The organism is Pseudomonas sp. CCNWLW23 (assembly GCF_037095675.1).
Taxonomy (GTDB): domain Bacteria; phylum Pseudomonadota; class Gammaproteobacteria; order Pseudomonadales; family Pseudomonadaceae; genus Aquipseudomonas; species Aquipseudomonas atacamensis.
In genome coordinates this window covers 43,403-66,659 of sequence record NZ_JBAWKM010000019.1, presented here as the reverse complement: position 1 = coordinate 66,659, position 23,257 = coordinate 43,403, and the positions used below count along the sequence as shown (strand labels likewise).

23 protein-coding genes, 1 tRNA gene and 1 pseudogene are annotated in these 23,257 nt (G+C 57.5%); 5 read left to right on the top strand and 20 right to left on the bottom strand.

Annotated elements, in window-relative coordinates; translation table 11 throughout:
* Window positions 1-164: 164 nt before the first annotated feature.
* Entirely contained in the window at window positions 165-1,769 is a 1,605-nt protein-coding gene (rtcR, locus tag V8J63_RS21610; RefSeq protein ID WP_125926751.1) for an RNA repair transcriptional activator RtcR, read from the top strand.
* Window positions 1,770-2,254: 485 nt separating this feature from the next.
* Here rtcR and V8J63_RS21605 read toward each other — a convergent pair.
* The 10 genes and pseudogenes from V8J63_RS21605 to thrS all read right to left on the bottom strand — a co-directional run bounded on the left by V8J63_RS21605 (window position 2,255) and on the right by thrS (window position 11,676).
* Window positions 2,255-3,678: pseudogene (locus tag V8J63_RS21605) on the bottom strand (IS1182 family transposase).
* Window positions 3,679-4,223: 545 nt separating this feature from the next.
* Window positions 4,224-4,300 (bottom strand) — tRNA-Pro (locus V8J63_RS21600).
* 89 nt (window positions 4,301-4,389) lie between these two features.
* Window positions 4,390-4,746: a MerR family transcriptional regulator gene (locus V8J63_RS21595; protein ID WP_003179985.1), complete on the bottom strand. Its 357-nt coding sequence runs from the start codon at window positions 4,744-4,746 to the stop codon at window positions 4,390-4,392.
* Complete coding sequence (ihfA, locus tag V8J63_RS21590) at window positions 4,727-5,029, bottom strand: integration host factor subunit alpha (RefSeq protein ID WP_002553164.1); 303 nt, start codon at window positions 5,027-5,029, stop codon at window positions 4,727-4,729. The genes V8J63_RS21595 and ihfA overlap by 20 nt, the downstream gene beginning before the upstream one ends.
* Window positions 5,030-5,032: 3 nt before the next feature.
* Window positions 5,033-7,411, bottom strand: coding sequence for a phenylalanine--tRNA ligase subunit beta (gene pheT, locus V8J63_RS21585; RefSeq protein WP_125926676.1), 2,379 nt, complete (start codon window positions 7,409-7,411; stop codon window positions 5,033-5,035).
* Window positions 7,412-7,437: 26 nt separating this feature from the next.
* Window positions 7,438-8,454, bottom strand: a complete 1,017-nt coding sequence (gene pheS, locus V8J63_RS21580) for a phenylalanine--tRNA ligase subunit alpha (protein WP_003226365.1) — start codon at window positions 8,452-8,454, stop codon at window positions 7,438-7,440.
* 109 nt (window positions 8,455-8,563) lie between these two features.
* The gene (rplT, locus tag V8J63_RS21575; RefSeq protein ID WP_002553161.1) at window positions 8,564-8,920 is read right to left on the bottom strand and encodes a 50S ribosomal protein L20; all 357 of its coding nucleotides are present in this window, start codon (window positions 8,918-8,920) and stop codon (window positions 8,564-8,566) included.
* Window positions 8,921-8,947: 27 nt separating this feature from the next.
* Entirely contained in the window at window positions 8,948-9,142 is a 195-nt protein-coding gene (rpmI, locus tag V8J63_RS21570; RefSeq protein WP_002553160.1) for a 50S ribosomal protein L35, read from the bottom strand.
* A 60-nt stretch (window positions 9,143-9,202) separates the two neighbouring features.
* Window positions 9,203-9,754: a translation initiation factor IF-3 gene (gene infC, locus V8J63_RS21565; protein ID WP_169432615.1), complete on the bottom strand. Its 552-nt coding sequence runs from the start codon at window positions 9,752-9,754 to the stop codon at window positions 9,203-9,205.
* Window positions 9,754-11,676, bottom strand: coding sequence for a threonine--tRNA ligase (thrS, locus tag V8J63_RS21560; RefSeq protein WP_024012407.1), 1,923 nt, complete (start codon window positions 11,674-11,676; stop codon window positions 9,754-9,756). The genes infC and thrS overlap by 1 nt, the downstream gene beginning before the upstream one ends.
* A gap of 370 nt (window positions 11,677-12,046) precedes the next feature.
* Here thrS and V8J63_RS21555 point away from each other — a divergent pair, with 370 nt between their 5' ends.
* Window positions 12,047-12,349 carry a hypothetical protein gene (locus tag V8J63_RS21555; RefSeq protein WP_016774048.1) on the top strand — a complete coding sequence of 101 codons (303 nt, stop codon included), beginning with the start codon at window positions 12,047-12,049 and terminating at the stop codon, window positions 12,347-12,349.
* 290 nt (window positions 12,350-12,639) lie between these two features.
* On the top strand, window positions 12,640-12,852 hold the full coding sequence (locus tag V8J63_RS21550) for a cold-shock protein (RefSeq protein WP_003179963.1): 213 nt from the start codon (window positions 12,640-12,642) through the stop codon (window positions 12,850-12,852).
* A gap of 65 nt (window positions 12,853-12,917) precedes the next feature.
* On the opposite strand, the gene V8J63_RS21545 is transcribed toward V8J63_RS21550, so the two are convergent.
* Window positions 12,918-13,235 (bottom strand): I78 family peptidase inhibitor, encoded by a 318-nt coding sequence (locus V8J63_RS21545; protein WP_016774047.1) that lies wholly within the window; start codon window positions 13,233-13,235, stop codon window positions 12,918-12,920.
* Between the two features lie 166 nt (window positions 13,236-13,401).
* On the bottom strand, window positions 13,402-13,704 hold the full coding sequence (locus tag V8J63_RS21540; RefSeq protein ID WP_016774046.1) for a hypothetical protein: 303 nt from the start codon (window positions 13,702-13,704) through the stop codon (window positions 13,402-13,404).
* 131 nt (window positions 13,705-13,835) lie between these two features.
* Here V8J63_RS21540 and V8J63_RS21535 point away from each other — a divergent pair, with 131 nt between their 5' ends.
* Window positions 13,836-14,036: a hypothetical protein gene (locus V8J63_RS21535; protein ID WP_016774045.1), complete on the top strand. Its 201-nt coding sequence runs from the start codon at window positions 13,836-13,838 to the stop codon at window positions 14,034-14,036.
* A gap of 34 nt (window positions 14,037-14,070) precedes the next feature.
* Here the strand turns inward: V8J63_RS21535 and V8J63_RS21530 are convergent, their stop codons facing one another.
* From V8J63_RS21530 to V8J63_RS21495, 8 genes are all read right to left on the bottom strand, one after another.
* The gene (locus V8J63_RS21530; RefSeq protein ID WP_016774044.1) at window positions 14,071-15,099 is read right to left on the bottom strand and encodes a nucleoside hydrolase; all 1,029 of its coding nucleotides are present in this window, start codon (window positions 15,097-15,099) and stop codon (window positions 14,071-14,073) included.
* Between the two features lie 31 nt (window positions 15,100-15,130).
* Complete coding sequence (gene rbsD, locus V8J63_RS21525; protein WP_336464600.1) at window positions 15,131-15,535, bottom strand: D-ribose pyranase; 405 nt, start codon at window positions 15,533-15,535, stop codon at window positions 15,131-15,133.
* Window positions 15,532-16,449, bottom strand: coding sequence for a ribokinase (rbsK, locus tag V8J63_RS21520; RefSeq protein WP_110598888.1), 918 nt, complete (start codon window positions 16,447-16,449; stop codon window positions 15,532-15,534). The genes rbsD and rbsK overlap by 4 nt, the downstream gene beginning before the upstream one ends.
* 24 nt (window positions 16,450-16,473) lie before the next feature.
* Entirely contained in the window at window positions 16,474-17,493 is a 1,020-nt protein-coding gene (locus V8J63_RS21515; protein ID WP_336464599.1) for a LacI family DNA-binding transcriptional regulator, read from the bottom strand.
* Window positions 17,494-17,496: 3 nt separating this feature from the next.
* The gene (locus V8J63_RS21510; protein WP_123443190.1) at window positions 17,497-18,474 is read right to left on the bottom strand and encodes an ABC transporter permease; all 978 of its coding nucleotides are present in this window, start codon (window positions 18,472-18,474) and stop codon (window positions 17,497-17,499) included.
* Window positions 18,471-20,024, bottom strand: a complete 1,554-nt coding sequence (locus tag V8J63_RS21505; RefSeq protein ID WP_039762077.1) for a sugar ABC transporter ATP-binding protein — start codon at window positions 20,022-20,024, stop codon at window positions 18,471-18,473. The genes V8J63_RS21510 and V8J63_RS21505 overlap by 4 nt, the downstream gene beginning before the upstream one ends.
* Before the next feature lie 55 nt (window positions 20,025-20,079).
* The gene (locus V8J63_RS21500; protein WP_024012403.1) at window positions 20,080-21,036 is read right to left on the bottom strand and encodes a sugar ABC transporter substrate-binding protein; all 957 of its coding nucleotides are present in this window, start codon (window positions 21,034-21,036) and stop codon (window positions 20,080-20,082) included.
* Window positions 21,037-21,233: 197 nt separating this feature from the next.
* A complete protein-coding gene (locus V8J63_RS21495; protein WP_016774037.1) occupies window positions 21,234-21,683 on the bottom strand; it encodes a hypothetical protein in 450 nt (149 codons plus the stop codon).
* Between the two features lie 336 nt (window positions 21,684-22,019).
* Here V8J63_RS21495 and V8J63_RS21490 point away from each other — a divergent pair, with 336 nt between their 5' ends.
* The gene (locus V8J63_RS21490; RefSeq protein ID WP_041478548.1) at window positions 22,020-23,108 is read left to right on the top strand and encodes an asparaginase; all 1,089 of its coding nucleotides are present in this window, start codon (window positions 22,020-22,022) and stop codon (window positions 23,106-23,108) included.
* The last annotated feature ends 149 nt before the right edge of the window (window positions 23,109-23,257 follow it).

Sequence of the window (23,257 nt, the reverse complement as noted above, 5' to 3'; positions counted from 1 at the left end):
TTGCAGCCGCTGTGCCAGCTTTGGATGCGGCTATGGTTGTTTCTGCTATGTTTCTGATTTTGATAGCTTTTATCTCTGATTGGACGAGGCTCGATAATCTATGGAAGACAAATCTAACCAGCAAAATTATCATTGCATATCGTCATTTATCTTATGAGATAAGCATGCCCAACAAACGCACGGTCGCCATCGGATTTATCGGAGCCACCCTCGATCGTGTCGGCAAAGGTGCCAGCCGGTGGAATTATTGGCGACCAAGCGTAGGTCTGTGCCAACAAACAGGTCTCCCTATCCATCGGCTTGAATTGATTCACGGCCTCGACGCGCGCGACGTCAGCCTCGCCGAGCGCGTCCGAGCGGACATCCAGCAGATTTCTCCAAGCACCGAAGTGCGCCTGCATCCACTGTCGCTGCGCAACCCTTGGGATTTCGAGGAGGTGTACGGCGCCCTGCACGACTTCACCACTGCGTACAATTTTGACACCGAGCACGAGGATTACCTCGTCCACATCACCACCGGCACCCACGTCGCACAGATCTGCTGGTTCCTGCTCACCGAGGCGCGCTATCTGCCGGCCCGACTGATCCAGACCTCCCCCGCCAAGCGCAAGAGCGAGAACGAGCCCGCCTGCGGCACTCATGCGCTGATCGATCTCGATCTGTCGCGCTATGATCGGATTGCTTCACGCTTCGCCAGCAAACGTCTGGAAGGCCTGGAATTTCTCAAGTCCGGCATCGCCACGCGCAACCCGGCCTTCAACCGCTCCATTGAACAGATCGAGCGCGTTGCGCTGCGCTCCAAAGCCCCCATGCTGCTGATCGGCCCGACCGGCGCCGGCAAATCCTTCCTGGCGCGGCGCATCTACGAACTCAAACGCAATCGCTATCAGATGCAGGGCCGCTTTGTCGAAGTCAACTGCGCCACTTTGCGTGGCGACGGCGCGATGTCGGCCTTGTTCGGCCACGTCAAAGGCGCCTTCACCGGCGCGCAGAACTCTCGCGATGGCCTGCTGCGCGCCGCCGATGGTGGCATGTTGTTTCTCGATGAAATCGGTGAGCTCGGCGCAGACGAACAAGCGATGCTGTTGAAAGCAATCGAAGAGAAACGCTTCTTCCCGCTGGGCTCGGACAAGGAAGTCGAGAGTGATTTTTTGATCATCGCTGGCACCCACCGCGACCTGCGCAGCCGGGTCGCCGAAGGCCTTTTTCGCGAGGACCTGTACGCAAGGATCAACCTCTGGACATTCGACCTGCCCGGCCTCGCCGGTCGCCGCGAAGATATCGAGCCGAACATCGACTTCGAACTGGAACGCCATGCTCGAGAACAGGGTGAGCGGGTGCGCTTCAATCTGGAAGCACGCCGACGCTACCTGGCCTTCGCCAGCTCACCTGCAGCAGCCTGGCTGGGCAACTTTCGCGAGCTGTCCGCATCGATTACGCGGATGGCAACTTTGGCCGACAGCGGGCGCATCGATGAAGCGCAGGTCGATGATGAGATCGAACGATTGCGATATGCGTGGGGCTTGGCGCATCCCTCTGCGCTATCGACTGAGTTGCCAGGAGATGGCGAGAGCATGGACTTGTTCGATCGCTTGCAATTGAAGGCTGTCATTGAGGTGTGCCAGCAGGCGGACAGCCTGTCGGATGCCGGCCGACAGTTATTCGGGGTTTCCCGGCAGGCCAAGGCGCAACCCAATGATGCCGATCGCTTGAGGAAGTATCTGGGGCGGTTCGGGCTTGAATGGGGTGAGGTAGTTGGCGCGAAGTAACGCTGTGTTCCTGCTTATGCGGCGCGAATGACTACTGTAGAAAAAATGAATTAGCCGCCTGATCTCTCGGTCAAGAATTATGAACGCAGTAAATCTGACGAGGTGACAGCAATGACTATCCAGGCAGAGACACTCGTACAACTGACCGAAGCGCTTCAAGAGCGCGGCATGAAGATGGTTTCAGATGTTCATTTCACTCGCGCGCCGTACCGATACAACCACCGTTGGATCTGCATAGTCGAGTAAACACGCTTGTTGCCGGCGCCTGGATCGATCATTCAGGTGCCGGCGCCGCTCGGCTTCGCCCTTAAAACCCAGATAACCGTCCCCACATAAATCTCGGCTACGTTGGGAGAGGATTCGGTGGCAATAAAAAACCCGGCGCGATAAGACTGTGTGAAAACGCACTGATGGCGGTCCCAGCAAACGCCCCGACTTGTACGGGGCGTTTGCTTTTGTGCTCACAGCAGACGAAAAAAGGCGTTTCAGCCCATCAGCGCCATCATCTGGCGCACGCCCAACACGTTAATTGCTCTTTTCAGGTTGTAGGCGTTCACCGCCAAGGCCATTTCAGCTCTCGCGCCTTCAAGCTGTCGCAGCAAGAATCGAGCGTTACCAAATAACCACTGTTTAAGGTTGCCGAAGGGATGTTCGACGATGGATCGTCGGCTGACCATCATTTCGGGATGCGCCTGCATTCGCTGCTCCATTCGCTCGAAAGCCTGTTCGTGCAGATGGCGCGAGATGTATCGGCGTTTGGCGTCGGTGCACTTCGCTTTAATCGGGCAGCTTGCGCAGTCGCTGACCTTCGCTTGGTAGATCCGGCCTTTGTTGCTGATCTGCTTAAAGATCAGCCATTTTCCGGCAGGGCATTGATATCGATCTTGCGACGCATCGTAGGCAAATGCTGTTCGATCGAAAAATATCTGCTCCTTGCCGCAGGAGTTGAGTGATCGCGCCACAGGCACATAAGCCGTGATGTTCTCATCCTCACATGCCTGGAACTGCTTGCCATTGGAGTAGCCCGCATCCGCGGTGACCGTCAGTTCATCCTGCGAAAGTTGTTCCTTGGCGGCCTTGGCCATCGGTTCAAGTTGCTTGCGATCATCGCTGTCCTGAGTCACTTCATGATGCACGATCATGCAGTTTTCAGCGTCCACGGCTGTCTGCACGTTGTACCCGACCCGAGGCCCTTTGTGCGTTCGCAGCATTCGCGCATCGCTTTCGTGGGTATTGAATTGCTCAAGCTCCATGGATTCATCAGCGCCTGGCACGTCAAGTTATTGGAATGCCTGACTTCAAGTTGCGCCAAAGTCGCCTTGATTGCATTGCGGTCAATCTTCTCGCCGGCTTCGGTTTTATCTGCCTCGTCCAGCTCTGCCAAATAGTGGGCGATGCGCTTCTCCAGCTTCTGCTCTTGATGTTGGAGCCGCTTCAAATTCATATGACGCCGTGAAGAGGCGACCGCCTGAAATTTGCTGCCATCAATGGCCACCAACTCGCCGGTTATCAGCCCCGCTGTGCGGCAAAACTGCACGAAGGCCCGGCACGTCGCGATAAAAGCGGCTTGGTTGTCTTTACGGAAATCGGCGATGGTCTTGAAATCAGGCTTGAGTCGATTGATCAGCCACATCACTTCGACGTTGCGCTGGCACTCGGCTTCGAGCCGTCGTGATGAGCGAATCCGCTGGAAATAGCCGTAGAGGTAGAGTTTGAGCTGATCCGCTGGATCGTAAGAGGGACGGCCGGTGCTTTTGGGAAGTGCTTTATCAAAGCCCAGTCGAACCAGATCCAGCTTGGCGACGTAAAGATCGATAACGCGAACGAGGTGATCCTCGGGGATCAACTCTTCCAGCGAGACCGGAAACAGGCTGGTCTGGCTGCGGGACTGTCCCTGGATGTAGGCCATAACGAAAAATGCTCCGTATCTTTCGATACGGAGCATTTTCTTTGAGCGCTGCGCAGATTGCTAGGTTTTCACACAGTCTGACGATGGCCGGGTCTCGTACACGATATGAATTCCATGCGCCTATTTTGCGCCGCCGTTATCGCGACCGGTCTGGGCATCTTGATCTGAACCAGGATTGCCGGGTGGCGGATTCCAGTCCTCTGGTCGTTCGTCGGTACCTTGCTTTGGCTCAGAGTCAGCTTGCTCCAGGCCGGAGTCATGACCCTCGCCAGAATCAGGGGTTTGCTCGCTTGGACCCGGGTATGGGGCTTCAGGGCCATTGTTGTCGTCGATCATCATTCTCTCCCGTCAGTGGCGCAGGGGCTGCGCTTAATAAGTGAGAGGAGATCGGCGCACAGAGAGTGCTATTTGCTCGACGAGCGGACATTCTGACCAACCCAAACACTTGGTAGTGCGAGTCGCAGGCGTGATCGAGCAGCCCCGCGCATCTCAAACACATGAAAAAGGCCAATGCTGTGAACATTGGCCTAAGTCATTGAAAAATATGGTCGGGACGGAGTGATTCGAACACTCGACCCCTAGCACCCCATGCTAGTGCGCTACCGGACTGCGCTACGCCCCGACTGATGTTGCATCTCGCTCTTCACCTCGAAGAGCGCTCAAGAATATATCGCAAGCTTTTGAAAACTGGAAGTATTCAAACGCTGCTTTTTATTTCTTGAGCACCACCAGGACATCTTCCAATTCGGCAATCATCTGCCGAATCATCTGTTTGTACTGGGTGGTATCGTCTTTGGCTTCGTCGCCGGACAGACGCAGACGCGCGCCGCCGATGGTGAAACCCTGATCGTAAAGGAGCGCGCGGATCTGCCGGATCATCAGCACGTCCTGGCGCTGATAATACCGGCGGTTCCCGCGGCGTTTGACGGGGTTGAGCTGAGGAAACTCCTGCTCCCAGTAGCGCAGCACGTGTGGCTTTACGGCACACAGCTCGCTGACTTCACCAATGGTGAAGTAGCGTTTGCCCGGGATGACGGGTAGTTCGTCGTTATGACTTGGTTCCAGCATAAGCCTCAACTCGGGCCTTCAACTTCTGCCCTGGACGAAAGGTGACCACACGGCGAGCCGTGATCGGGATTTCTTCCCCCGTTTTCGGGTTGCGGCCAGGCCGCTGGCGTTTGTCCCGAAGGTCGAAATTGCCGAAACCGGACAATTTGACCTGCTCGTTGTCTTCAAGAGCGTGCCTGATTTCCTCGAAAAACAGTTCTACCAATTCCTTGGCTTCCCGCTTGTTCAGGCCCAGCTCTTCATACAGACGTTCCGCCATCTCAGCTTTCGTCAAAGCCCCCATACGTCACTTCCTTAACGTGGCGTTCAACCTTTGTTCGAGCGAGGTGAGGATATTTTGCGTCGTCGAATTCACCTCATCGTCATTAAGAGTGCGCGATGGATGCTGCCAGGTCAAGCCAACTGCAAGGCTTTTTCTATCAGGATCAATACCTTTACCCTGATACACGTCAAACAGCCTGAGCTCTGTGAGCCATTCGCCTGCATTTTCACGGATTACGTCCAGTACAGCCGAGGCCGCGACGTCTTTGTGCGCGATCAGTGCAAGGTCACGACGCACTTCAGGAAAGCGAGACAACTCGTGGAATTTCGGCATTTTACCGAGCGCCACTTCCGCCAGAACCAGCTCGAAGACGAACACCGGACGATCCAGCCCCAGCGCCTTCGACAGCTCAGGGTGAATTGCACCGATATAGCCTACCTCGCGACCTTCACGCTCGATGCGCGCGGTCTGACCCGGATGCAGCGCCGGGTGCTTGCCCGGAGCAAAGGTGAACGAATCGAGGGCACCGGCGAAACCCAGCACCGCTTCCACGTCAGCCTTCACGTCGAAGAAGTCGACGGTATCCCGACCCTGCGCCCAGCCTTCCGGCAAGCGACTCCCGCAAACTACCCCGGACAGCATCGGCTCTTGCTTCAAGCCTTCAAGCTGACCAACGAAGCGCAGGCCGCTCTCGAACAGACGCACGCGATCCTGCTGACGGTTGAGGTTGTGCTGCAACGCCTTGACCAGACCTGGCCACAACGACGAGCGCATGGCGGCCATATCGTTGGAGATCGGATTGGCCAGCAACAGCGGCTCGACACCTGGATTGAACAGTTCGAACTGACGCGGATCGATGAAGCTGTAAGTGATCGCTTCCTGATAACCACGAGCAACCAGCAGACGACGCAGCTCAGGCAGATCACTACGCGCTTCGGCCTTGGCCTGTGGCGCCAGACGCGCTTGCGGGTAGCGAACCGGCAGACGGTTGTAACCGTACAGGCGAGCCAGCTCTTCGATCAGGTCGACTTCCAGGCTGATATCGAAGCGATGGCTTGGCACTTCAACGCGCCATTGGCCTTCGCCATCAGCGGTAATGCTCAGGCCCAAGGCACTGAGCAGACGCTCGACCTGTGCCGAATCCATCTCCATGCCGAGCATCTGAGTGATGCGCTGCGCGCGCAGAGTGATCGGTGCAATCGATGGCAGATGTTGCTCGCTGACGGTCTCGATGATCGGACCAGCTTCGCCGCCAGTGATTTCCAGCAGCAGGCCAGTGGCGCGCTCCATGGCTTCACGGGCCAGCTGCCAGTCAACGCCACGCTCGTAGCGATGCGAAGCGTCGGTATGCAAGCCGTAAGAACGTGCCTTGCCGGCAACCGCAATCTGATCAAAGAACGCAGATTCGAGGAACACATCACGGGTGGTCGCGGAAACACCGCTGTGCTCGCCGCCCATGACACCGGCGATCGCCAGTGCACGAGTGTGGTCAGCGATGACCAGCGTATCGCTACGCAGGCTGACTTCCTGACCATCAAGCAGAACCAGCTTCTCGCCCTCTTCAGCCATGCGCACACGAATGCCGCCATTGATTTCGGCGAGATCGAAAGCGTGCAGCGGTTGGCCGAGCTCGAGCATCACGTAGTTGGTGATGTCGACGGCAGCGTCGATGCTGCGCACGTCGGCGCGACGCAGACGTTCAACCATCCACAGCGGAGTTGGCTTCGACAGGTCGACATTACGGATGACCCGGCCCAGATAACGCGGGCAGGCCGCTGGGGCCAGCACCTCGACCGAACGGACTTCGTCGTGTACCGCTGCAACCGCAGCCACCACAGGACGGGTTACCGGCACGGCGTACAGCGCGCCGACTTCACGGGCCAGACCGGCCAGGGACAGGCAGTCGCCACGGTTCGGGGTCAGGTCGACCTCGATGCTGGCGTCTTCCAGATCCAGATACACACGGAAATCTTCGCCCACCGGCGCATCGGCCGGCAGCTCCATCAGACCGTCGTTGCCCTCACCGACCTGCAGCTCTGCCTGCGAGCACAGCATGCCGTTGGACTCGACGCCACGCAGCTTGGCCTTCTTGATCTTGAAGTCGCCCGGCAGCTCTGCGCCAATCATGGCGAACGGAATCTTCAGGCCCGGGCGCACGTTTGGCGCTCCGCACACGACCTGGAAGGTTTCCGCGCCATTGCTGACCTGGCATACGCGCAACTTGTCGGCGTCCGGATGCTGCTCGGTGCTCAGCACCTCACCCACCACCACACCACTGAATACGCCGGCGGCCGGCGTAACGCTATCGACCTCAAGACCGGCCATCGACAGACGGGCAACCAGCTCGTCGCGATCTACCTGCGGGCTGACCCAGCCACGCAGCCATTGTTCACTGAATTTCATCCTGCTCTCCTAAGAATTCGTTACGACTAGCGAAATTGCGCGAGGAACCGCAAGTCGTTGTCGAAGAACAGACGCAAGTCGTTCACGCCGTAACGGAGCATGGCCAGACGCTCGACGCCCATGCCGAAGGCAAAGCCGGAGAACTCTTCCGGGTCGATGCCGGACATGCGCAGCACGTTCGGGTGAACCATGCCGCAGCCCATCACTTCCAGCCAGCCGGTCTGCTTGCAGACGCGGCAGCCTTTGCCACTGCACATCACGCATTCCATATCGACTTCAGCGGATGGCTCGGTGAACGGGAAGTACGAAGGACGGAAACGCACGGCCAGTTCTTTCTCGAAGAACACCCGCAGGAATTCTTCGATGGTGCCTTTGAGATCGGCAAAATTGATATCGCGATCAACCAGCAGGCCTTCGACCTGGTGGAACATCGGCGAATGGGTGATATCGGAGTCGCTGCGATAGACGCGGCCCGGGCAGACGATGCGGATCGGCGGCTGCTTCGATTCCATGGTGCGGACCTGTACCGGCGAGGTATGGGTGCGCAGCAACATGTTGGCATTGAAATAGAAGGTGTCATGCATCGACCGGGCCGGGTGATGGCCTGGGATGTTGAGCGCTTCAAAGTTATGGTAGTCGTCTTCGACCTCTGGGCCTTCGGCAATGCCGTAGCCAATGCGGGTGAAGAACTGCTCAACGCGCTCCAGAGTCCGGGTGACCGGGTGCAGACCGCCAGAGGTCTGGCCACGGCCCGGCAATGTCACGTCGATGGATTCGGCAGACAGTTTGGCAGCCAGCTCGGCTTCTTCAAACAATGCCATGCGCGCATTGAGAACGCCTGTAACACGTTCCTTGGCAACGTTGATCAGCGCACCGACTTGCGGACGCTCTTCGGCCGGCAGATTCCCCAGGGTCTTCATCACCTGAGTCAATTCGCCCTTCTTGCCAAGGTATTGAACCCGGATTTGCTCCAGGGCATTGATATCTTCAGCGCTTTGCACAGCCTCTAGTGCTTGAGAGACCAGCGCATCCAGGTTTTCCATGTACAGACTCCAGATACAAAATAGGGGAAGAGCTTGAAGGCTCTTCCCCTATTTATGACGTTTAACACCTGGCCCCACAGAGGTGAGGCCGGGTGACTGTCGGGGGTACTTAAGCCAAGGTGGCTTTAGCTTTCTCGACAATCGCAGCAAACGCCGCTTTTTCGTTCACTGCCAGATCAGCCAGAACCTTACGGTCGATCTCGATGGACGCTTTTTTCAGGCCAGCGATGAAACGGCTGTAGGACAGACCGTTAACACGAGCACCAGCGTTGATACGAGCGATCCACAGAGCGCGGAACTGACGTTTTTTCTGACGACGGTCACGGTAGGCGTACTGGCCTGCCTTGATTACCGCTTGCTTGGCAACACGGAATACGCGGGAGCGTGCGCCGTAGTAGCCTTTAGCAAGTTTCAGAATTTTTTTGTGACGCTTACGGGCAATGACGCCACGCTTTACACGAGCCATGAGTTACTTCCTCTATTCTTGACTAAATTAACGAAGGCGCAGCATGCGCTCGACTTTTGCCACGTCAGACGGATGCAGCAAGCTGCTACCGCGCAGTTGACGCTTACGCTTGGTCGACATTTTAGTCAGGATGTGGCTCTTGAAAGCGTGCTTGTGCTTGATGCCGTTAGCAGTTTTCAGAAACCGCTTGGCAGCACCACTTTTGGTTTTCATTTTTGGCATGTTCGGATACTCCGCATTCAGTTGATAAACATAATCAGAAGGCCTGCCGTGCCCTGTTGATTACTTCTTCTTTTTCGGGGCGATGACCATGATCAGCTGGCGTCCTTCCATCTTAGGATGCTGTTCGACCGAACCGTACTCGAGCAGGTCTTGTTCAACCCGCTTGAGGAGTTCCATCCCCAGCTCCTGGTGGGCCATCTCACGGCCGCGGAATCGCAAGGATACCTTGGCCCTGTCCCCGTCACTCAGGAAACGTACCAGGTTGCGCAGTTTTACCTGGTAATCCCCTTCCTCCGTCCCTGGACGAAACTTGATTTCTTTAACCTGAATCTGCTTCTGGTTTTTCTTCGCCGCGGCAATCTGCTTCTTCTTCTCGAAGATCGATTTGCCGTAGTCCATCACCCGGCAAACAGGCGGGACTGCATCTGCGGAGATTTCCACCAGATCAAGCTTTGCTTCTTCAGCGATACGAAGCGCTTCATCAATCGAGACGATGCCAATCTGCTCGCCATCAGCGCCAATTAACCGAACCTCGCGTGCCGAGATATTCTCGTTGATCGGGGCTTTCGGTGCAGCTCGTTTATCTTGTCTCATTTCACGCTTAATAATAATTACTCCGAATCTGGGCGACCACGCCGGGAAACCGCTTGCGCGAGAAACTCAGCGAACTGGGCGACGGGCATCGAGCCCAGGTCAGCACCTTCACGAGTACGCACAGCGACAGTCTGCATCTCGACTTCCTTATCTCCGATAACCAAAAGATAGGGAACCTTGAGCAAAGTATGCTCGCGGATTTTAAAGCCGATCTTTTCATTTCTCAAGTCGGACTTGGCACGAAATCCGCTTTCGTTGAGAGTTTTTTCAACCTCTGCAACAAAATCTGCCTGTTTATCAGTGATATTCATGATCACCGCCTGGGTTGGCGCGAGCCACGCAGGGAAGGCACCTTCGTAGTGCTCGATCAGAATCCCGACGAAACGCTCGAACGAACCGAGGATCGCGCGGTGCAACATCACTGGGTGTTTGCGGCTGTTGTCTTCGGAGACGTATTCAGCGCCCAAACGGACAGGCAGGTTAAAATCGAGCTGCAAGGTACCACACTGCCAGACGCGACCGAGACAATCTTTCAGCGAAAACTCGATCTTCGGCCCGTAGAAAGCACCCTCGCCCGGCTGCAGATCGTACGGCAGGCCAGCAGAATCAAGGGCCGCAGCCAATGCTGCTTCAGCGCGATCCCACAGCTCATCGGAGCCGACACGTTTTTCCGGACGAGTGGACAGCTTCATCTCGACTTCGGTAAAGCCGAAATCGCGATAGACGTCCATGGTCAGCTTGATGAACGCAGCGGACTCGGCCTGCATCTGCTCTTCGGTGCAGAAAATGTGCGCGTCGTCCTGGGTGAACGCTCTCACACGCATGATGCCGTGCAACGCACCCGATGGCTCGTTACGGTGACAGGCACCGAACTCGGCCAGACGCATCGGCAACTCGCGGTAGCTTTTCAGGCCCTGATTGAACACCTGCACGTGGCACGGGCAGTTCATCGGCTTGATGGCGTAGTCGCGGTTTTCCGACTGAGTGGTGAACATGTTGTCGGCGTAGTTGGCCCAGTGCCCGGATTTCTCCCACAGGCTGCGGTCGACGACTTGAGGAGTCTTGATCTCAAGGTAGCCGTTGTCGCGCTGGATCTTGCGCATGTACTGCTCGAGCACCTGGTACAGAGTCCAGCCGTTCGGGTGCCAGAACACCATGCCCGGCGACTCTTCCTGAGTGTGGAACAGGCCCAGGCGCTTGCCGATCTTGCGGTGATCGCGCTTCTCGGCTTCTTCGATGCGCTGGATGTATGCCGCCAGTTGCTTCTTGTCGGCCCAGGCAGTGCCGTAAACGCGCTGCAACTGCTCGTTCTTGGCGTCGCCACGCCAGTAGGCGCCCGACAGTTTGGTCAGCTTGAAGGATTTCAGGAAACGCGTGTTAGGCACGTGCGGACCGCGGCACATGTCGACGTATTCTTCGTGATAGTACAGACCCATGGCCTGCTCGTTCGGCATGTCTTCGACCAGGCGCAGCTTGTAGTCTTCGCCACGGGCCTTGAACACTTCGATCACTTCGGCGCGCGGAGTGACTTTCTTGATGACGTCGTAATCCTTCTCGATCAGCTGCTGCATGCGCTGTTCGATGGCCGCCATGTCTTCCGGCGTGAAAGGACGCTCGTAGGCGATGTCGTAATAGAAGCCTTCGTCGATGACCGGGCCGATTACCATCTTCGCGGTCGGGTACAGCTGTTTGACCGCGTGGCCAACCAGGTGCGCGCAAGAGTGGCGAATGATCTCCAGCCCCTCTTCATCCTTTGGCGTAATGATTTGCAGGGTCGCGTCGCTGCTGATGATGTCGCTGGCGTCGACCAGTTGGCCATTGACCTTGCCGGCGAGCGTGGCCTTGGCCAGACCTGCACCAATGGATGCGGCGACCTCGGCTACGGAAACCGGGTGATCGAATGAACGTTGACTGCCGTCGGGAAGAGTAATAGTTGGCATGGCGCCTCCTCTCCTAGTGGTGACCCCTACCAAAGGTCACGTGGGTTGGGATGAGCCAGTACAAGATCCGATCCAGGCCATTCAATGACGAACGCCTGCCTTACAGCGGCAGGAGCCTTGCGGCCAACCGGAAAACCGAACCAGAGTGACTGGGATTCAAATCGGAAAAAATCGCACGCCGACCGCTTCGGGACTGAAGGTCATCCGAAGCCTGAGAACGCTTGAGCCCGGCATGCTAGCACAGATGAGCGGTCGCTCACGCCCTGATTTGGCAGAAGGCGAAATGTCCGATTTTATGCCAGAGTGCTGAACTTGATCGGCCCTTGCGCCCTCAGATAACAAGACATTGAACCACAAGGAGCATCCTCGCATGCGTCTGAAAAGCTTATTCGCCGTCGTCGCCCCCGTCGTCCTGCTGCTGCCACTGAGCGCCCATGCCGACTGGCCGAAAGGCGAGCGCGAAAAGTACATGGCCCAGTGCACTCAGGCTGCGACCCAGCAAATCGGTGCTGCTGCGGCGAAATCCCACTGCGCTTGCGGAGCTGACGCCATCAAGTCCTATCCGGCCAGCGACATTCAGGCGCTGATGGACAACAAGGCGACTCCTGAATTGCAACAGAAAGCCCTTGGCCAGATCGCCAAATGCAAGGCAAATACCGCCCCGAAAAAATAAGAAAACCGGGTATTAATATCGGCTGAAAGGCGGAAAAAAGTGCTGGAAATGAGCCTTTTCAGACGATTTATGCAGGTTTTACAGGTTTTTTTATCGTCTTTACGTTTCGCTGAAAGCCTTTCAAACCGGGGCTTTCAGCAGAAACGGGTGGTAAAGAAAACACGACTGATTGGCAAACAGCACGTCCGGGGGGCTCCCAAAGCGAACATTTCGACTATGATACCCGGGTGTGCCCAGTTGGCCTGAGCAGCACAGTACTACTGAAAATATATGTTTCTTGGAGATACACCATGTCTAATCGCCAAACCGGCACCGTTAAATGGTTCAACGATGAAAAAGGCTTCGGCTTCATCACTCCTCAAGGTGGCGGTGACGACCTGTTCGTACACTTCAAAGCTATCGAATCCGACGGTTTCAAAAGCCTGAAAGAAGGCCAGACCGTCTCTTTCGTGGCTGAGAAAGGCCAAAAGGGTATGCAAGCTGCACAGGTTCGCCCAGAGTAATTTCTCGGCGCACTAAAAAAACCCCGTCCTGGTGACGGGGTTTTTTATGCCTGACACAAAAGGACTCAGCCGCAGTTGACGCGAGTAACTACCAGGTTGTTGTCGGTGTTCAGGTTCAGGCGATCGGAGCGGTATTCCAGGGTGATCATGTCGTTTGGCTTGAGGAAGCGCGCATTTTGCGCCCCAGCCTTGGCACGTGCCTGATCCAGCAATTCAGGGGATGCCTTCTTGCCGATGGCGAATTGCGCTGCCGATGCTTCGCAGCGGCTGTTCCCCGATTCAGCAGCCACGGGTTCCTTTGCCGACTCGCTGGAGGTTGTGCTGCAACCAGCCAACAGCGCAGCGGCCATCAGTGCACCCAGTGTCGCGAACTTCAAAGGCATGAAGCCTCCTTGTTTTCAAATGTTTAAGCAGAGATCGTGCGACCGCCAATGCGGCGTTTGGTTTCAAGGCTCAAGCCATGCCCTGCCCCACGAGCGGAAAAATGCCGAGTTTGCCTGAGCTGCGCGCGGCGACTCAGCAAACAATCGTGACTGAATATTAACGACCTCAATAAACGTCGATGTAGTCATACGGCGGATTCGGCCAGTTGTCCTTGAGCGCGTTGAAAATCTGCATCACCCAGACTTCATCGCTGGCTGCGACGTTGCCCACATAGCCGGAGCCCTTTGCCCAGGTTTCCAGGCGAAACAGCAGACCGTCGATATCCTGCCCACCGGTCACGGTGGACAGATAGGCGATGCCGTCTTTGGTCACGCGCAATTGGTTGTGTACGTCGTCACTGGCTGAGGCGAGCAATTGGCGCACGGCATCGAGTGTGAGGCCGTCAGGGCTATTCAGATCGATCTGCACAACAGGGTCCTTGGTAAGCCGGAAAAGACCAAGTGTCGCATAGCGCTCCGCTCATGCCTAAGTCGCAGTGCCAAACGCCGCGCAAAATGGTTAACTCGAAAAACAGACACCCCGACCTTTCGAGCCTCCTCATGACCAGTGTAAGCATCGACGCCGCCATCAACGCCAAATGGGCCGAAGGACACAGCTCTTACAGCCCCGGCACGACGGAAGAACTGGCGCTGATCGGCATCGATTTACTGGTCAAGGAGTTGGGGATAGAAGCGGCGCAGCATTTTATCAATCAGGTATTTGAACGCTATCCGATCGGCCAGGCCGAACAGCCGCAGTGAAAACCCGCAGGCAAACTGCCTGCGGGTCGACGACTTATTTCAGGCGTTTCAGGCGCTCGGTCAGCAGATCAAAGAATCCCTGGGCGTCGCCATTTTCGACCCAGAATGCATTCTTCGGCGCTTTCAGGCCGTCATACCAGTCAACGATGGTCTGGCCGAATGTCGGTCCTTCACGGCTATCCACGACGACGTTGACCGCCCGACCGGTAAACAACTCGGGCTTGAGCAGATACGCCACAACGGTGGCGTCATGCACCGGGCCGCCGGGAATGCCGTAGTGCTCCATATCGCCCTTGATGTATTCGTTGAGAATGTCGCCGACGATCTTGCTCGCATTGTTGTTCAGCGCGGCGATCTGCTTCAGGCGCGCGTCACTGGTCAAGATCTTGTGGGTCACGTCCAGCGGCAGATAGGTGAGTTTCACCCCGCTCTTGAGCACCACCTCGGCAGCCTGCGGATCGGCGAACAGGTTGAATTCAGCCACAGGGGTGATGTTGCCACCGTTGAAATGCGCCCCGCCCATGATCACCACTTCCTTGATGCCCTGAACGATCTCCGGTTCCTGGATCAACGCCAGAGCCAGGTTGGTCTGCGGGCCGAGCATGGCGATGGTGATGCTGTGCGGTTTGGCCGATTTAAGAGTGTCGATCAGATAATTGACCGCATTACCTTTCGCCAGGCCTTTCTTCGGTTCGTGAACCGTGACGCCCGACAAGCCTTCCTTGCCATGAATGTTCTCGGCGTAGATCGGCGTGCGCATCAGTGGCTTCGGTGCGCCAGCGTAAACCGGCACGTCTTCGCGCCCTGCCCATTCGCGAGCCAGCCGCGCGTTACGCGAAGTCTTGTCCAGGCGCACGTTGCCAGCGACGGTGGTCAAGGCTCGGATATTCAACTCATCCGGCGAAGCGAGGGCAAAGAGCAAGGCGACCACGTCGTCAGCGCCCGGATCGGTGTCGATGATCAGGTCGATCTTTTCCGCCGCCTGAGCGCCGGTCGCAGTTATCACGGACAAAAGCAGCAGACCCCGAAGCAGTTGATGGAGTTTTTCAGCATAGCGTTGCATAGCGCATTCCTTGTGCAGGTGAAATCGGAAATCAGAATGTAACCCCGGCGACCAGAACGATGTTGCAGTACGGCTGACATTCTCCTGTACGAATGATCGCCCTGGCTTGTCGGCTCATTACCTTGAACTGCTCGTGAGTGAGCAGATCCCTACGGCCCAGCGCGCCCTCTTCGTTCATCGCGTCCAGATCGGCCAGCGCCGAGGGCTGCTTATCGAAGATCTCTTTGGCCAACACATGGCTTTCCACCTGCATCTCGCTGAATACAACTTTCAGCGTGCTGACGAAATCAGGGATGCCATGGGTCAGTGCCAAATCAATCAGCTCGACACCAGGCGGCACGGGCAAACCGGCGTCGCCAATCACGACCATGTCACCGTGGCCAAGCGAAGCGATCAGTCGCGACAGCGCGACGTTGAGTAATGGAGTCTTTTTCATGCGGGTCTAAACGCCTGTACTTCGGACATGGTTGGAATCGACGGTTGTGCACCGGCACGGGTAACCGACAGTGCAGCGGCGATCTGACCGTAGCGGATCGCCTCGTCCTCGGATTTGCCATCGGCCAGCGCTGCGGCGAAACCGCCGACAAAGGTGTCGCCTGCGGCCGTGGTATCGACCGCCTTCACGGTCGGCGCGGGGAAGTGTTCGAAGCCCTTGCCATTGGCGAACAGCGAACCCTGCGCGCCCAACGTGACAATGACTTTACCGGCGCCCATGGCAATCAATTGAGTGGCAGCCGTTTCTGCCGACTGCAACGAGTCGACAGCGAGCCCGCTCAACGCGGCGGCTTCGCTCTCGTTAGGAATCAGATAGTCGATCGCCGCGAACCAGTCTGCCGGCAAAGGACGGCTCGCCGGCGCCGGATTGAGGATGACGGTCTTGCCCAGTTCACGTGCACGCTTGAGCGCATGCCCGACCGTCGCATCGGGAATCTCGAGCTGACAGATCACCACATCGGCGGCTTGCAAAACCGCATCAAAACGGTCAATTACTGCTTCCGTCATTGCGCCGTTGGCACCGGCGACAATCACAATGGCGTTCTGGCTGTTGTCATCCACCACAATCAGCGCCACGCCACTGGAATCTTCTACGACGCTGACAGCCTGGCAGTCGATGTGCTCGGCGAGCAAGGCATCGCGCAATCGCACACCGTAGTCGTCATTTCCCACACAACCGATCATCGCCACCTGCGCGCCCAGACGAGCAGCGGCAACTGCCTGATTGGCGCCCTTGCCGCCCGACACAGTGGCAAAGGAATGACCGATCAGCGTTTCACCGCCGCGCGGCAGCCGTGGCGCCCGGGTGACCAGGTCCATGTTCAGGCTGCCTATTACCACTACATTTGCTGGCATACATCACTACTCATCAATTCGGTTTCAGCGATATTCGGTGAACACGCCGGACAGCGGCGCGGTCGATTCGCGCAGGACAATACTCGGGGTCACGATGCGTTGATCAGTGCCCGATTCCGGCGCAGCAATTCTGCGCAACAGCACTTCGGCGGCCATCTCGCCCAGTTGCAGGATCGACTGGCCGACCGTGGTCAGCGCCGGATAGACATAACGACTCATCTGAATGTCATCGAAGCCGATCACCGACAGCTCGGCCGGCACCCGAACATTCCGTTCAGCCGCCGCACGCAGCACACCGATGCCAATCATGTCGTTGCCGGCAAAAATCGCACTGGGCGGATGGCTTTCAAGCAGCCGGGCAGCGGCGTTGTAACCGCCGGTGCTGGTGAAGTCGCTTTCGAGCATGCGCTCCTCACGCACCTCGATTCCCGCTTCTCGCAGCGCTCGGCAATAACCGGCCTGACGCATTTGCGCCACGCTGGTACTGGCCGGACCGCCGATCATGGCGATGTCGCGATGCCCCAACTCGAGCAGGTGACGGGTTGCCAGATAAGCACCGTATTCGTGGTCGATGCGCACCAGATCGGCATTTACACCTTCCAGGCCCCGGTCGACGATGACCATCGGCGTCTTCACGCCTGCCAGCCCTTGCGCCAGACCAGTGTCACCGCCGGCGGAGGCGACGATCAAACCGTCGATGCGCTTTTCCAGCAACACACGCAAATAACTGCGCTGCTTGTCCGGGTTGTCGTCGGAGTTACAGAGGATCACGCAATAGCCGTTGCGCTCGCAGTAATCCTCGATTCCGCGCGCCAATTCAGCGAAGTACGGGTTGAGACTATTAGGTACCAGCAAACCGATGGTCGCGGTGGTCTTGGCTTTCAGCGAGCGCGCCACGGCACTGGGAACGTAGTCGAGGCTCTTGATCGCCGCCTCGACTTTGCGCCGCACTTCCTGACTGACCGGGCGGGTGTTGTTCACCACGTGCGACACGGTCGTGTAGGAAATGCCCGCGAGCGCCGCTACATCCTTGATCGTTGCCATGGTTCAGCCCCGGCGACTGGCGCGTTGACTGCGATAGGTGTCGAGCACCACAGCGATAACGATTACCGCGCCGGTGATGATGCGCTTGGTCGGCTCCGTCGCACCAATCTGCGCGAGACCGGCTGCCAGAACGGAAATGATCAACACACCAAAGAAAGTACTGATCACCGAACCGCGCCCGCCCATCAGGCTGGTGCCGCCGATTACCACCGCTGCGATCACTTGCAGTTCCAGGCCCGAACCTGCGTTCGGGTCAGCCGCTTCCAGACGCGAAATCTGAAACAGTGCGGCAATGCCTGCCAGCAGCCCCATCAGGCTGAACACCAGAATCTTGTAGGGCTTGGGATTGATCCCGGCCAGCCGCACGGCTTCTTCGTTGGTGCCGATGCCGATCAGGTAGCGGCCGAAAACCGTGCGGGTCAAAACTGCCTGCGCGATGAAGATCACCAGCAAAGCGATGATGAACGACGGGGAAATGCCGAACGCGATCGGATTCGACAGCCAGGCGAACGCATCGCCAATGTAGGCAGTGCGCGACCCGGTCATCTGATACGCCACACCGCGGGCCATTTCCAGCACGCCGAGGGAGACGATGAACGACGGAATCCGCCAGGCCACGGTGATCGAGCCAGTGATGGTGCCGGCCAGAGCCGCCACCGCCATGCCGAGCAGCGCCGCTGGCAAAACGCTCCAGCCCCAGCCGAGAATCGCAACGCTGACCGTCGATGCGGCCAGCGCGAGGACCGAGCCGACGGACAAATCGATGCCGCCGATGATCAGCACAAAGGTCATGCCCACCGCCAGCACCATCAGGTCGGGAATCTGGTTGGCCAGGGTGCTGAAGGTGTTGTACGAGAGGAAATGGCTGCTCAGGACCGAGAACAGAGCAATCATCGCCAGCAAGGCACCGGCCAGGCCCAGATAAGTACCCAGGCCGAAGAAATTGCCACTACGTTTAATGGCAGAAGATGCAGGTTTCATGGGAGATCCCTAGGCGCTGCTTCATTGAGCAACGCATCACGTTTCTGGTAGCCGGCGAAAGCGGCGGCAAGCAAATCATCCTGGGTCCAGCTGTCGCGCTCGAAGGTGTCGATCAGACGTCCCGCCGAGAGCACGCCGATCCGGTCGCAGATCAGCATCAACTCACGCAAGTCACTGGACACCACGACCAATGCCTTGCCCTGGCGGGTCAACTCGCCGAGCAAACCGTAAATGTCGAACTTGGCACCGACATCGATTCCGCGAGTGGGCTCGTCGAACAGCAGCACCGAACAGTCGCGCTCCAGCCAGCGGCCGATCACGACCTTCTGCTGATTGCCGCCGGACAGTTCCGAGACCAACTGCGTCGGGCTAGAACTGCGGATACGCATGGCTTCGATCTGACGCTGCGCCAGGGAAATTTCGTCGCCGTTGTTGACGAAACCACCACTGGAGATTTCCGGCATGTTGCCCAAGGCGATGTTGGCGCTGATCGACTGACTGAGCAGCAGCCCTTCGCCCTTGCGATCCTCGGTGATCAACGCGATGCCATTGCGTACGGCATCGACTGGCGAGCGGACACTCACGACCTTGGCCGGGGAGCCGAGCGCGATGGTGCCGCTGTCGGCAGCATCGGCACCGAATATCAGCCGCAGCAATTCCGTGCGCCCTGCCCCGATCAATCCGGAAATACCGAAGATCTCCCCGGCACGCACTTCGAAGGAGACGTCGCGGACTTTGTCCGAACGCGTCAGCCCTTTGACCGTCAACGCCGGAGCGCCGATCTTGCGCGGCCCCATGTCGATGTGTTCGCCCAGTTCGCGACCGACCATCAAGGTGACCAGTTGCTCGCTGTTGTAGTTGGCCATCGGCTCGACGCAGACCAGATTGCCGTCACGCAGCACAGCAATACGCTGCGCCACCCGCGCCAGTTCTTCGAGACGATGAGAGATATAGATGATGGAAACGCCGCGAGCCTGCAATCGGGTGATCTGCTCGAAGAGCATTTCGACTTCGCGCGCCGTGAGCATCGCGGTCGGCTCATCGAGGATCAGCACGTGGCAATCGCCAATCAGGTTGCGCGCGATTTCGACCATCTGTTGATGCCCGATACCCAACTCGCCAACCAGCGTGTCCGGGTCGATCGCGTCGAGGCCGACCTGCGCCATGGCTTCGATCGCCGCCTTGCGCAACTGCTTGCGGCTGATCCAGCCCGCGCTGCTCGGCAGATTATCCAGAAACAGGTTTTCCGCCACCGACAGCGTCGGCAACAGATTGAGTTCTTGCATGACCATGCGCACGCCAAGCTCTTCAGCCTGGGTACGGCTGCCCGGACGATAGTCCTTGCCGTGGAATTGCATCTGGCCGGTGGTTGGCGTGACCAGACCACCAATGATCTTCGACAGGGTACTTTTGCCGGCACCGTTTTCGCCGGTCAGCGCCAGTACTTCACCGCGCATCAGCGTCAGATCGATGCCGGTGAGCACCGGTTGCGCATAGGTCTTGCCGATACCGCTGACCGAGAGGACAGCGTTCGGGGCGGAAACTGACATAGAAATCTCCATGCGCTCGCCCGGACGGACGAGCGCCGTTGTGTCGCCAGATGACTTACTGGGTGACCAGTTCGACCGGTGTTTCGATCACGCCGTTGGCACCGCTGTCGACTTTCTCGCCTTTGATGATCTTCAGTGCGGTTTCGATGCCGAACACGGCCTGCTTGGCTGCAAACTGGTCAGCAGTGGCCAGCACGCGGCCGTCCTTGAGCATTGGCTTGATCGCATTGATGTTGTCGTAACCGACGACTTTCACCTGCCCAGCCTTACCAGCGGCACGGACTGCGGAAACGGCGCCGACCGCCATGCTGTCGTTACCGGCCAGCAGTGCTTTGACATCCGGGTATTCACTGAGGATCGAAGCGGCAACCTTGTTGCCCTTGTCGATTTCCCAATCACCGGATTGCAGCGAGACCACTTTGATCTGCGCGGCTTCCATCGCGTCCTTGAAACCGGCCGTGCGCGCCTGTGCGTTGGTGGTAGTGGACACGCCTTCGATGATGCCGACCTCGTCGCCCGCCTTCAGTTGCTTGGCCAGGTATTCGCCAACCAGACGTGCACCTTTGCGGTTGTCCGGGCCTACGAAAGGCACGTTGATGTTTTTACTTTTGACTACGGCGGGATCGAGCTGGTTGTCGATGTTGATCACCGTGATACCGGCGTCTACGGCCTTCTTGATAACCGGCACCATGGCTTTGGAGTCAGAAGGCGCGATCACCAGTGCATTCACCTTGGCCAGGATCATCTGTTCGACGATGCGAGTCTGGCCGGCGGTGTCGGTTTCGTCTTTGATACCGTTGGAAATCAGATCGAAATCGGCGGAGTGTTCTTTCTGGTAGGCTTTGGCGCCGTCTTCCATGGTCAGGAAGAATTCGTTGGCCAAGGATTTCATGACCAGCGCGACTTTGGGTTTTTCTGCGGATTCGGCGAAAGCCGAGGAGACAGGTAGTGCGGCGGCTGTGGCAGCCAGCATAGCGACAGCAAGAAGACGTGCGGCGAATGGCAGCTTCATGGGTTCACTCCGATCTTATGATTATTGTGAGCAACGTTTGCGCTGACGTAAGCTACGTCACGGCTCCGGGAGAAAATCCCTTCCAAGCCGCGCAAACGTTTGCGTAGACCGAACTATGAGAATCCCGCCGGCATTTGTCAACAATCCGAAATCGTCTTTTGTTGTAGGCCGAATCGCCGAATTGGCAATTTGGCGCTTCAGGCAGTCGTATTGACCAAGCCGCCGCTGGGAGCGCTTTTCGACATCTCCTTGACCAACGCACCCGCCACTTCCGCCAGTGCGGCGCTGGTTTGCGCGATCTGGCCCTGAATCGACATCACTGCCTGGGATTTCGCTTCGGGAGTCGGATAGCTTGCGGCCTGAGCCGCAGCCAGTTGCTGCTGCTGCTCCTGAAGTTGCTTTTGCAATTCCTTCATCCGCTTGAGCAGTGTCTTGACGGTGATGCTGAGATTGCTGTCAGCCTCGGTTTCACTGTTTTCCTGCACAGGACCACCACCGGTTCTGACCTGATTCTTCTCAGTCTTCTCGGTACCCAGCGCCTGCGCCGAAGCCTCATTGGTCGCGTCGTTCAGGGTGTTGATCGTGGCTGCAGTTTTACCGCCGATGGTGACTGCAGCGGGATTGGCAAAACCGACCGTCAATGACATGTGAACTCCTAAGATTTGGTTTCCTTGAGGACGCATCGGCCTGGGAGCACATTTCTTTAGCAGGGATTTGTCACCCGCCTGGCTTTTCAGAGATTGCCTATCGGCGAGCCGAACAAGAATCCCGCTGTCGTTCGGAATCCCGGATGGGTGGGTCCTCAACGATGCTCCAGCCACCGACAAATATTGATTTAAATCATTGGGTTAAACATTTTCCGCCAGCACATTACGCATGGTATGAATCCTGCTCCCGTCCTTGCACCTCAAGCATTCAGATCGGCTTGGGGCGCATCTAGATGAACCTGCATCAGCACCGTCTCACGACTAGAGAGAAAAATAATGAAATCTGCTTTCAATACCTTGATTCCGGGCGCATTGGCCCTCCTCCTGCTCTTACCTACTGCCCTTCAGGCAAAAGAAGCCGAAACCCAGACGAAACTGGCCAACGTCGTCGTCCTTGCCACAGGCGGCACCATCGCTGGCGCCGGCGCCAGTGCTGCCAACAGCGCCACTTATCAGGCAGCAAAAGTCGGTATCGAACAACTGATTGCTGGCATTCCCGAGTTGAGCAAACTGGCTAACGTGCGTGGCGAACAAGTCATGCAGATCGCTTCGGAAAGCATCACCAACGACAACCTGCTGCAATTGGGTCGTCGCGTTTCCGAACTGGCTGACAGCAAGGACGTGGACGGCATCGTTATCACCCACGGCACCGACACCCTCGAAGAAACCGCTTACTTCCTGAACCTGGTCGAGAAAACCGACAAGCCGATCATCGTCGTCGGTTCGATGCGTCCGGGCACTGCCATGTCGGCAGACGGCATGCTCAACCTGTACAACGCCGTCGCCGTGGCGAGCAGCAAAGAAGCGCGCGGCAAAGGTGTGCTGGTGACCATGAACGACGAGATCCAGTCCGGTCGCGACGTCAGCAAAATGATCAACATCAAGACCGAAGCATTCAAGAGCGCCTGGGGTCCACTGGGCATGGTGGTCGAAGGCAAATCCTACTGGTTCCGCCTGCCGGCCAAGCGGCACACCATGGATTCGGAATTCGACATCAAAAACATCAAGAGCCTGCCTGACGTAGAAATTGCCTATTCCTACGGCAACGTCAGCGATACCGCCTACAAGGCATTGGCGCAAGCCGGCGCCAAAGCCATCATCCACGCCGGCACTGGCAACGGTTCGGTATCCTCTCGCGTGGTTCCATCCCTGCAAGCCCTGCGCAAGGATGGCGTGCAGATCATTCGCTCGTCCCACGTCAACGCTGGCGGCTTTGTCCTGCGTAACGCCGAACAGCCTGACGACAAATACGACTGGGTTGTCGCTCACGATCTGAACCCGCAAAAAGCCCGCATCCTGGCGATGGTCGCGCTGACCAAGACCAACGACAGTAAAGAGCTGCAACGGATGTTCTGGGAATACTAATTGAACATCGCCTGATCACGTCTCGATCGGGCAATTGCGCATCACCTGCCAGCTTGGCAGGTGGTGCCCCGCTTACACCCTTCCAATACTTTTCCCACAAAAATCTCGACAAGCCCTACACCAAAACCGGAAACCCGCTGTCAGAGGAT

Bases quoted from the DNA above. Each gene is read 5' to 3' on its own strand.
- V8J63_RS21490 (WP_041478548.1), top strand. From the start codon at position 22,020: ATGAAATCTGCTTTCAATACCTTGATTCCGGGCGCATTGGCCCTCCTC.
- V8J63_RS21500 (WP_024012403.1), bottom strand. From the start codon at position 21,036: ATGAAGCTGCCATTCGCCGCACGTCTTCTTGCTGTCGCTATGCTGGCT.
- V8J63_RS21550 (WP_003179963.1), top strand. From the start codon at position 12,640: ATGTCTAATCGCCAAACCGGCACCGTTAAATGGTTCAACGATGAAAAA.
- V8J63_RS21545 (WP_016774047.1), bottom strand. From the start codon at position 13,235: ATGCCTTTGAAGTTCGCGACACTGGGTGCACTGATGGCCGCTGCGCTG.
- thrS (WP_024012407.1), bottom strand. From the start codon at position 11,676: ATGCCAACTATTACTCTTCCCGACGGCAGTCAACGTTCATTCGATCAC.
- rtcR (WP_125926751.1), top strand. From the start codon at position 165: ATGCCCAACAAACGCACGGTCGCCATCGGATTTATCGGAGCCACCCTC.
- rbsD (WP_336464600.1), bottom strand. From the start codon at position 15,535: ATGAAAAAGACTCCATTACTCAACGTCGCGCTGTCGCGACTGATCGCT.
- rbsK (WP_110598888.1), bottom strand. From the start codon at position 16,449: ATGCCAGCAAATGTAGTGGTAATAGGCAGCCTGAACATGGACCTGGTC.
- V8J63_RS21515 (WP_336464599.1), bottom strand. From the start codon at position 17,493: ATGGCAACGATCAAGGATGTAGCGGCGCTCGCGGGCATTTCCTACACG.
- rplT (WP_002553161.1), bottom strand. From the start codon at position 8,920: ATGGCTCGTGTAAAGCGTGGCGTCATTGCCCGTAAGCGTCACAAAAAA.
- pheS (WP_003226365.1), bottom strand. From the start codon at position 8,454: ATGGAAAACCTGGATGCGCTGGTCTCTCAAGCACTAGAGGCTGTGCAA.
- rpmI (WP_002553160.1), bottom strand. From the start codon at position 9,142: ATGCCAAAAATGAAAACCAAAAGTGGTGCTGCCAAGCGGTTTCTGAAA.
- V8J63_RS21555 (WP_016774048.1), top strand. From the start codon at position 12,047: ATGCGTCTGAAAAGCTTATTCGCCGTCGTCGCCCCCGTCGTCCTGCTG.
- V8J63_RS21535 (WP_016774045.1), top strand. From the start codon at position 13,836: ATGACCAGTGTAAGCATCGACGCCGCCATCAACGCCAAATGGGCCGAA.
- V8J63_RS21595 (WP_003179985.1), bottom strand. From the start codon at position 4,746: ATGCTGGAACCAAGTCATAACGACGAACTACCCGTCATCCCGGGCAAA.
- ihfA (WP_002553164.1), bottom strand. From the start codon at position 5,029: ATGGGGGCTTTGACGAAAGCTGAGATGGCGGAACGTCTGTATGAAGAG.
- pheT (WP_125926676.1), bottom strand. From the start codon at position 7,411: ATGAAATTCAGTGAACAATGGCTGCGTGGCTGGGTCAGCCCGCAGGTA.
- V8J63_RS21495 (WP_016774037.1), bottom strand. From the start codon at position 21,683: ATGTCATTGACGGTCGGTTTTGCCAATCCCGCTGCAGTCACCATCGGC.
- V8J63_RS21505 (WP_039762077.1), bottom strand. From the start codon at position 20,024: ATGTCAGTTTCCGCCCCGAACGCTGTCCTCTCGGTCAGCGGTATCGGC.
- V8J63_RS21530 (WP_016774044.1), bottom strand. From the start codon at position 15,099: ATGCAACGCTATGCTGAAAAACTCCATCAACTGCTTCGGGGTCTGCTG.
- V8J63_RS21510 (WP_123443190.1), bottom strand. From the start codon at position 18,474: ATGAAACCTGCATCTTCTGCCATTAAACGTAGTGGCAATTTCTTCGGC.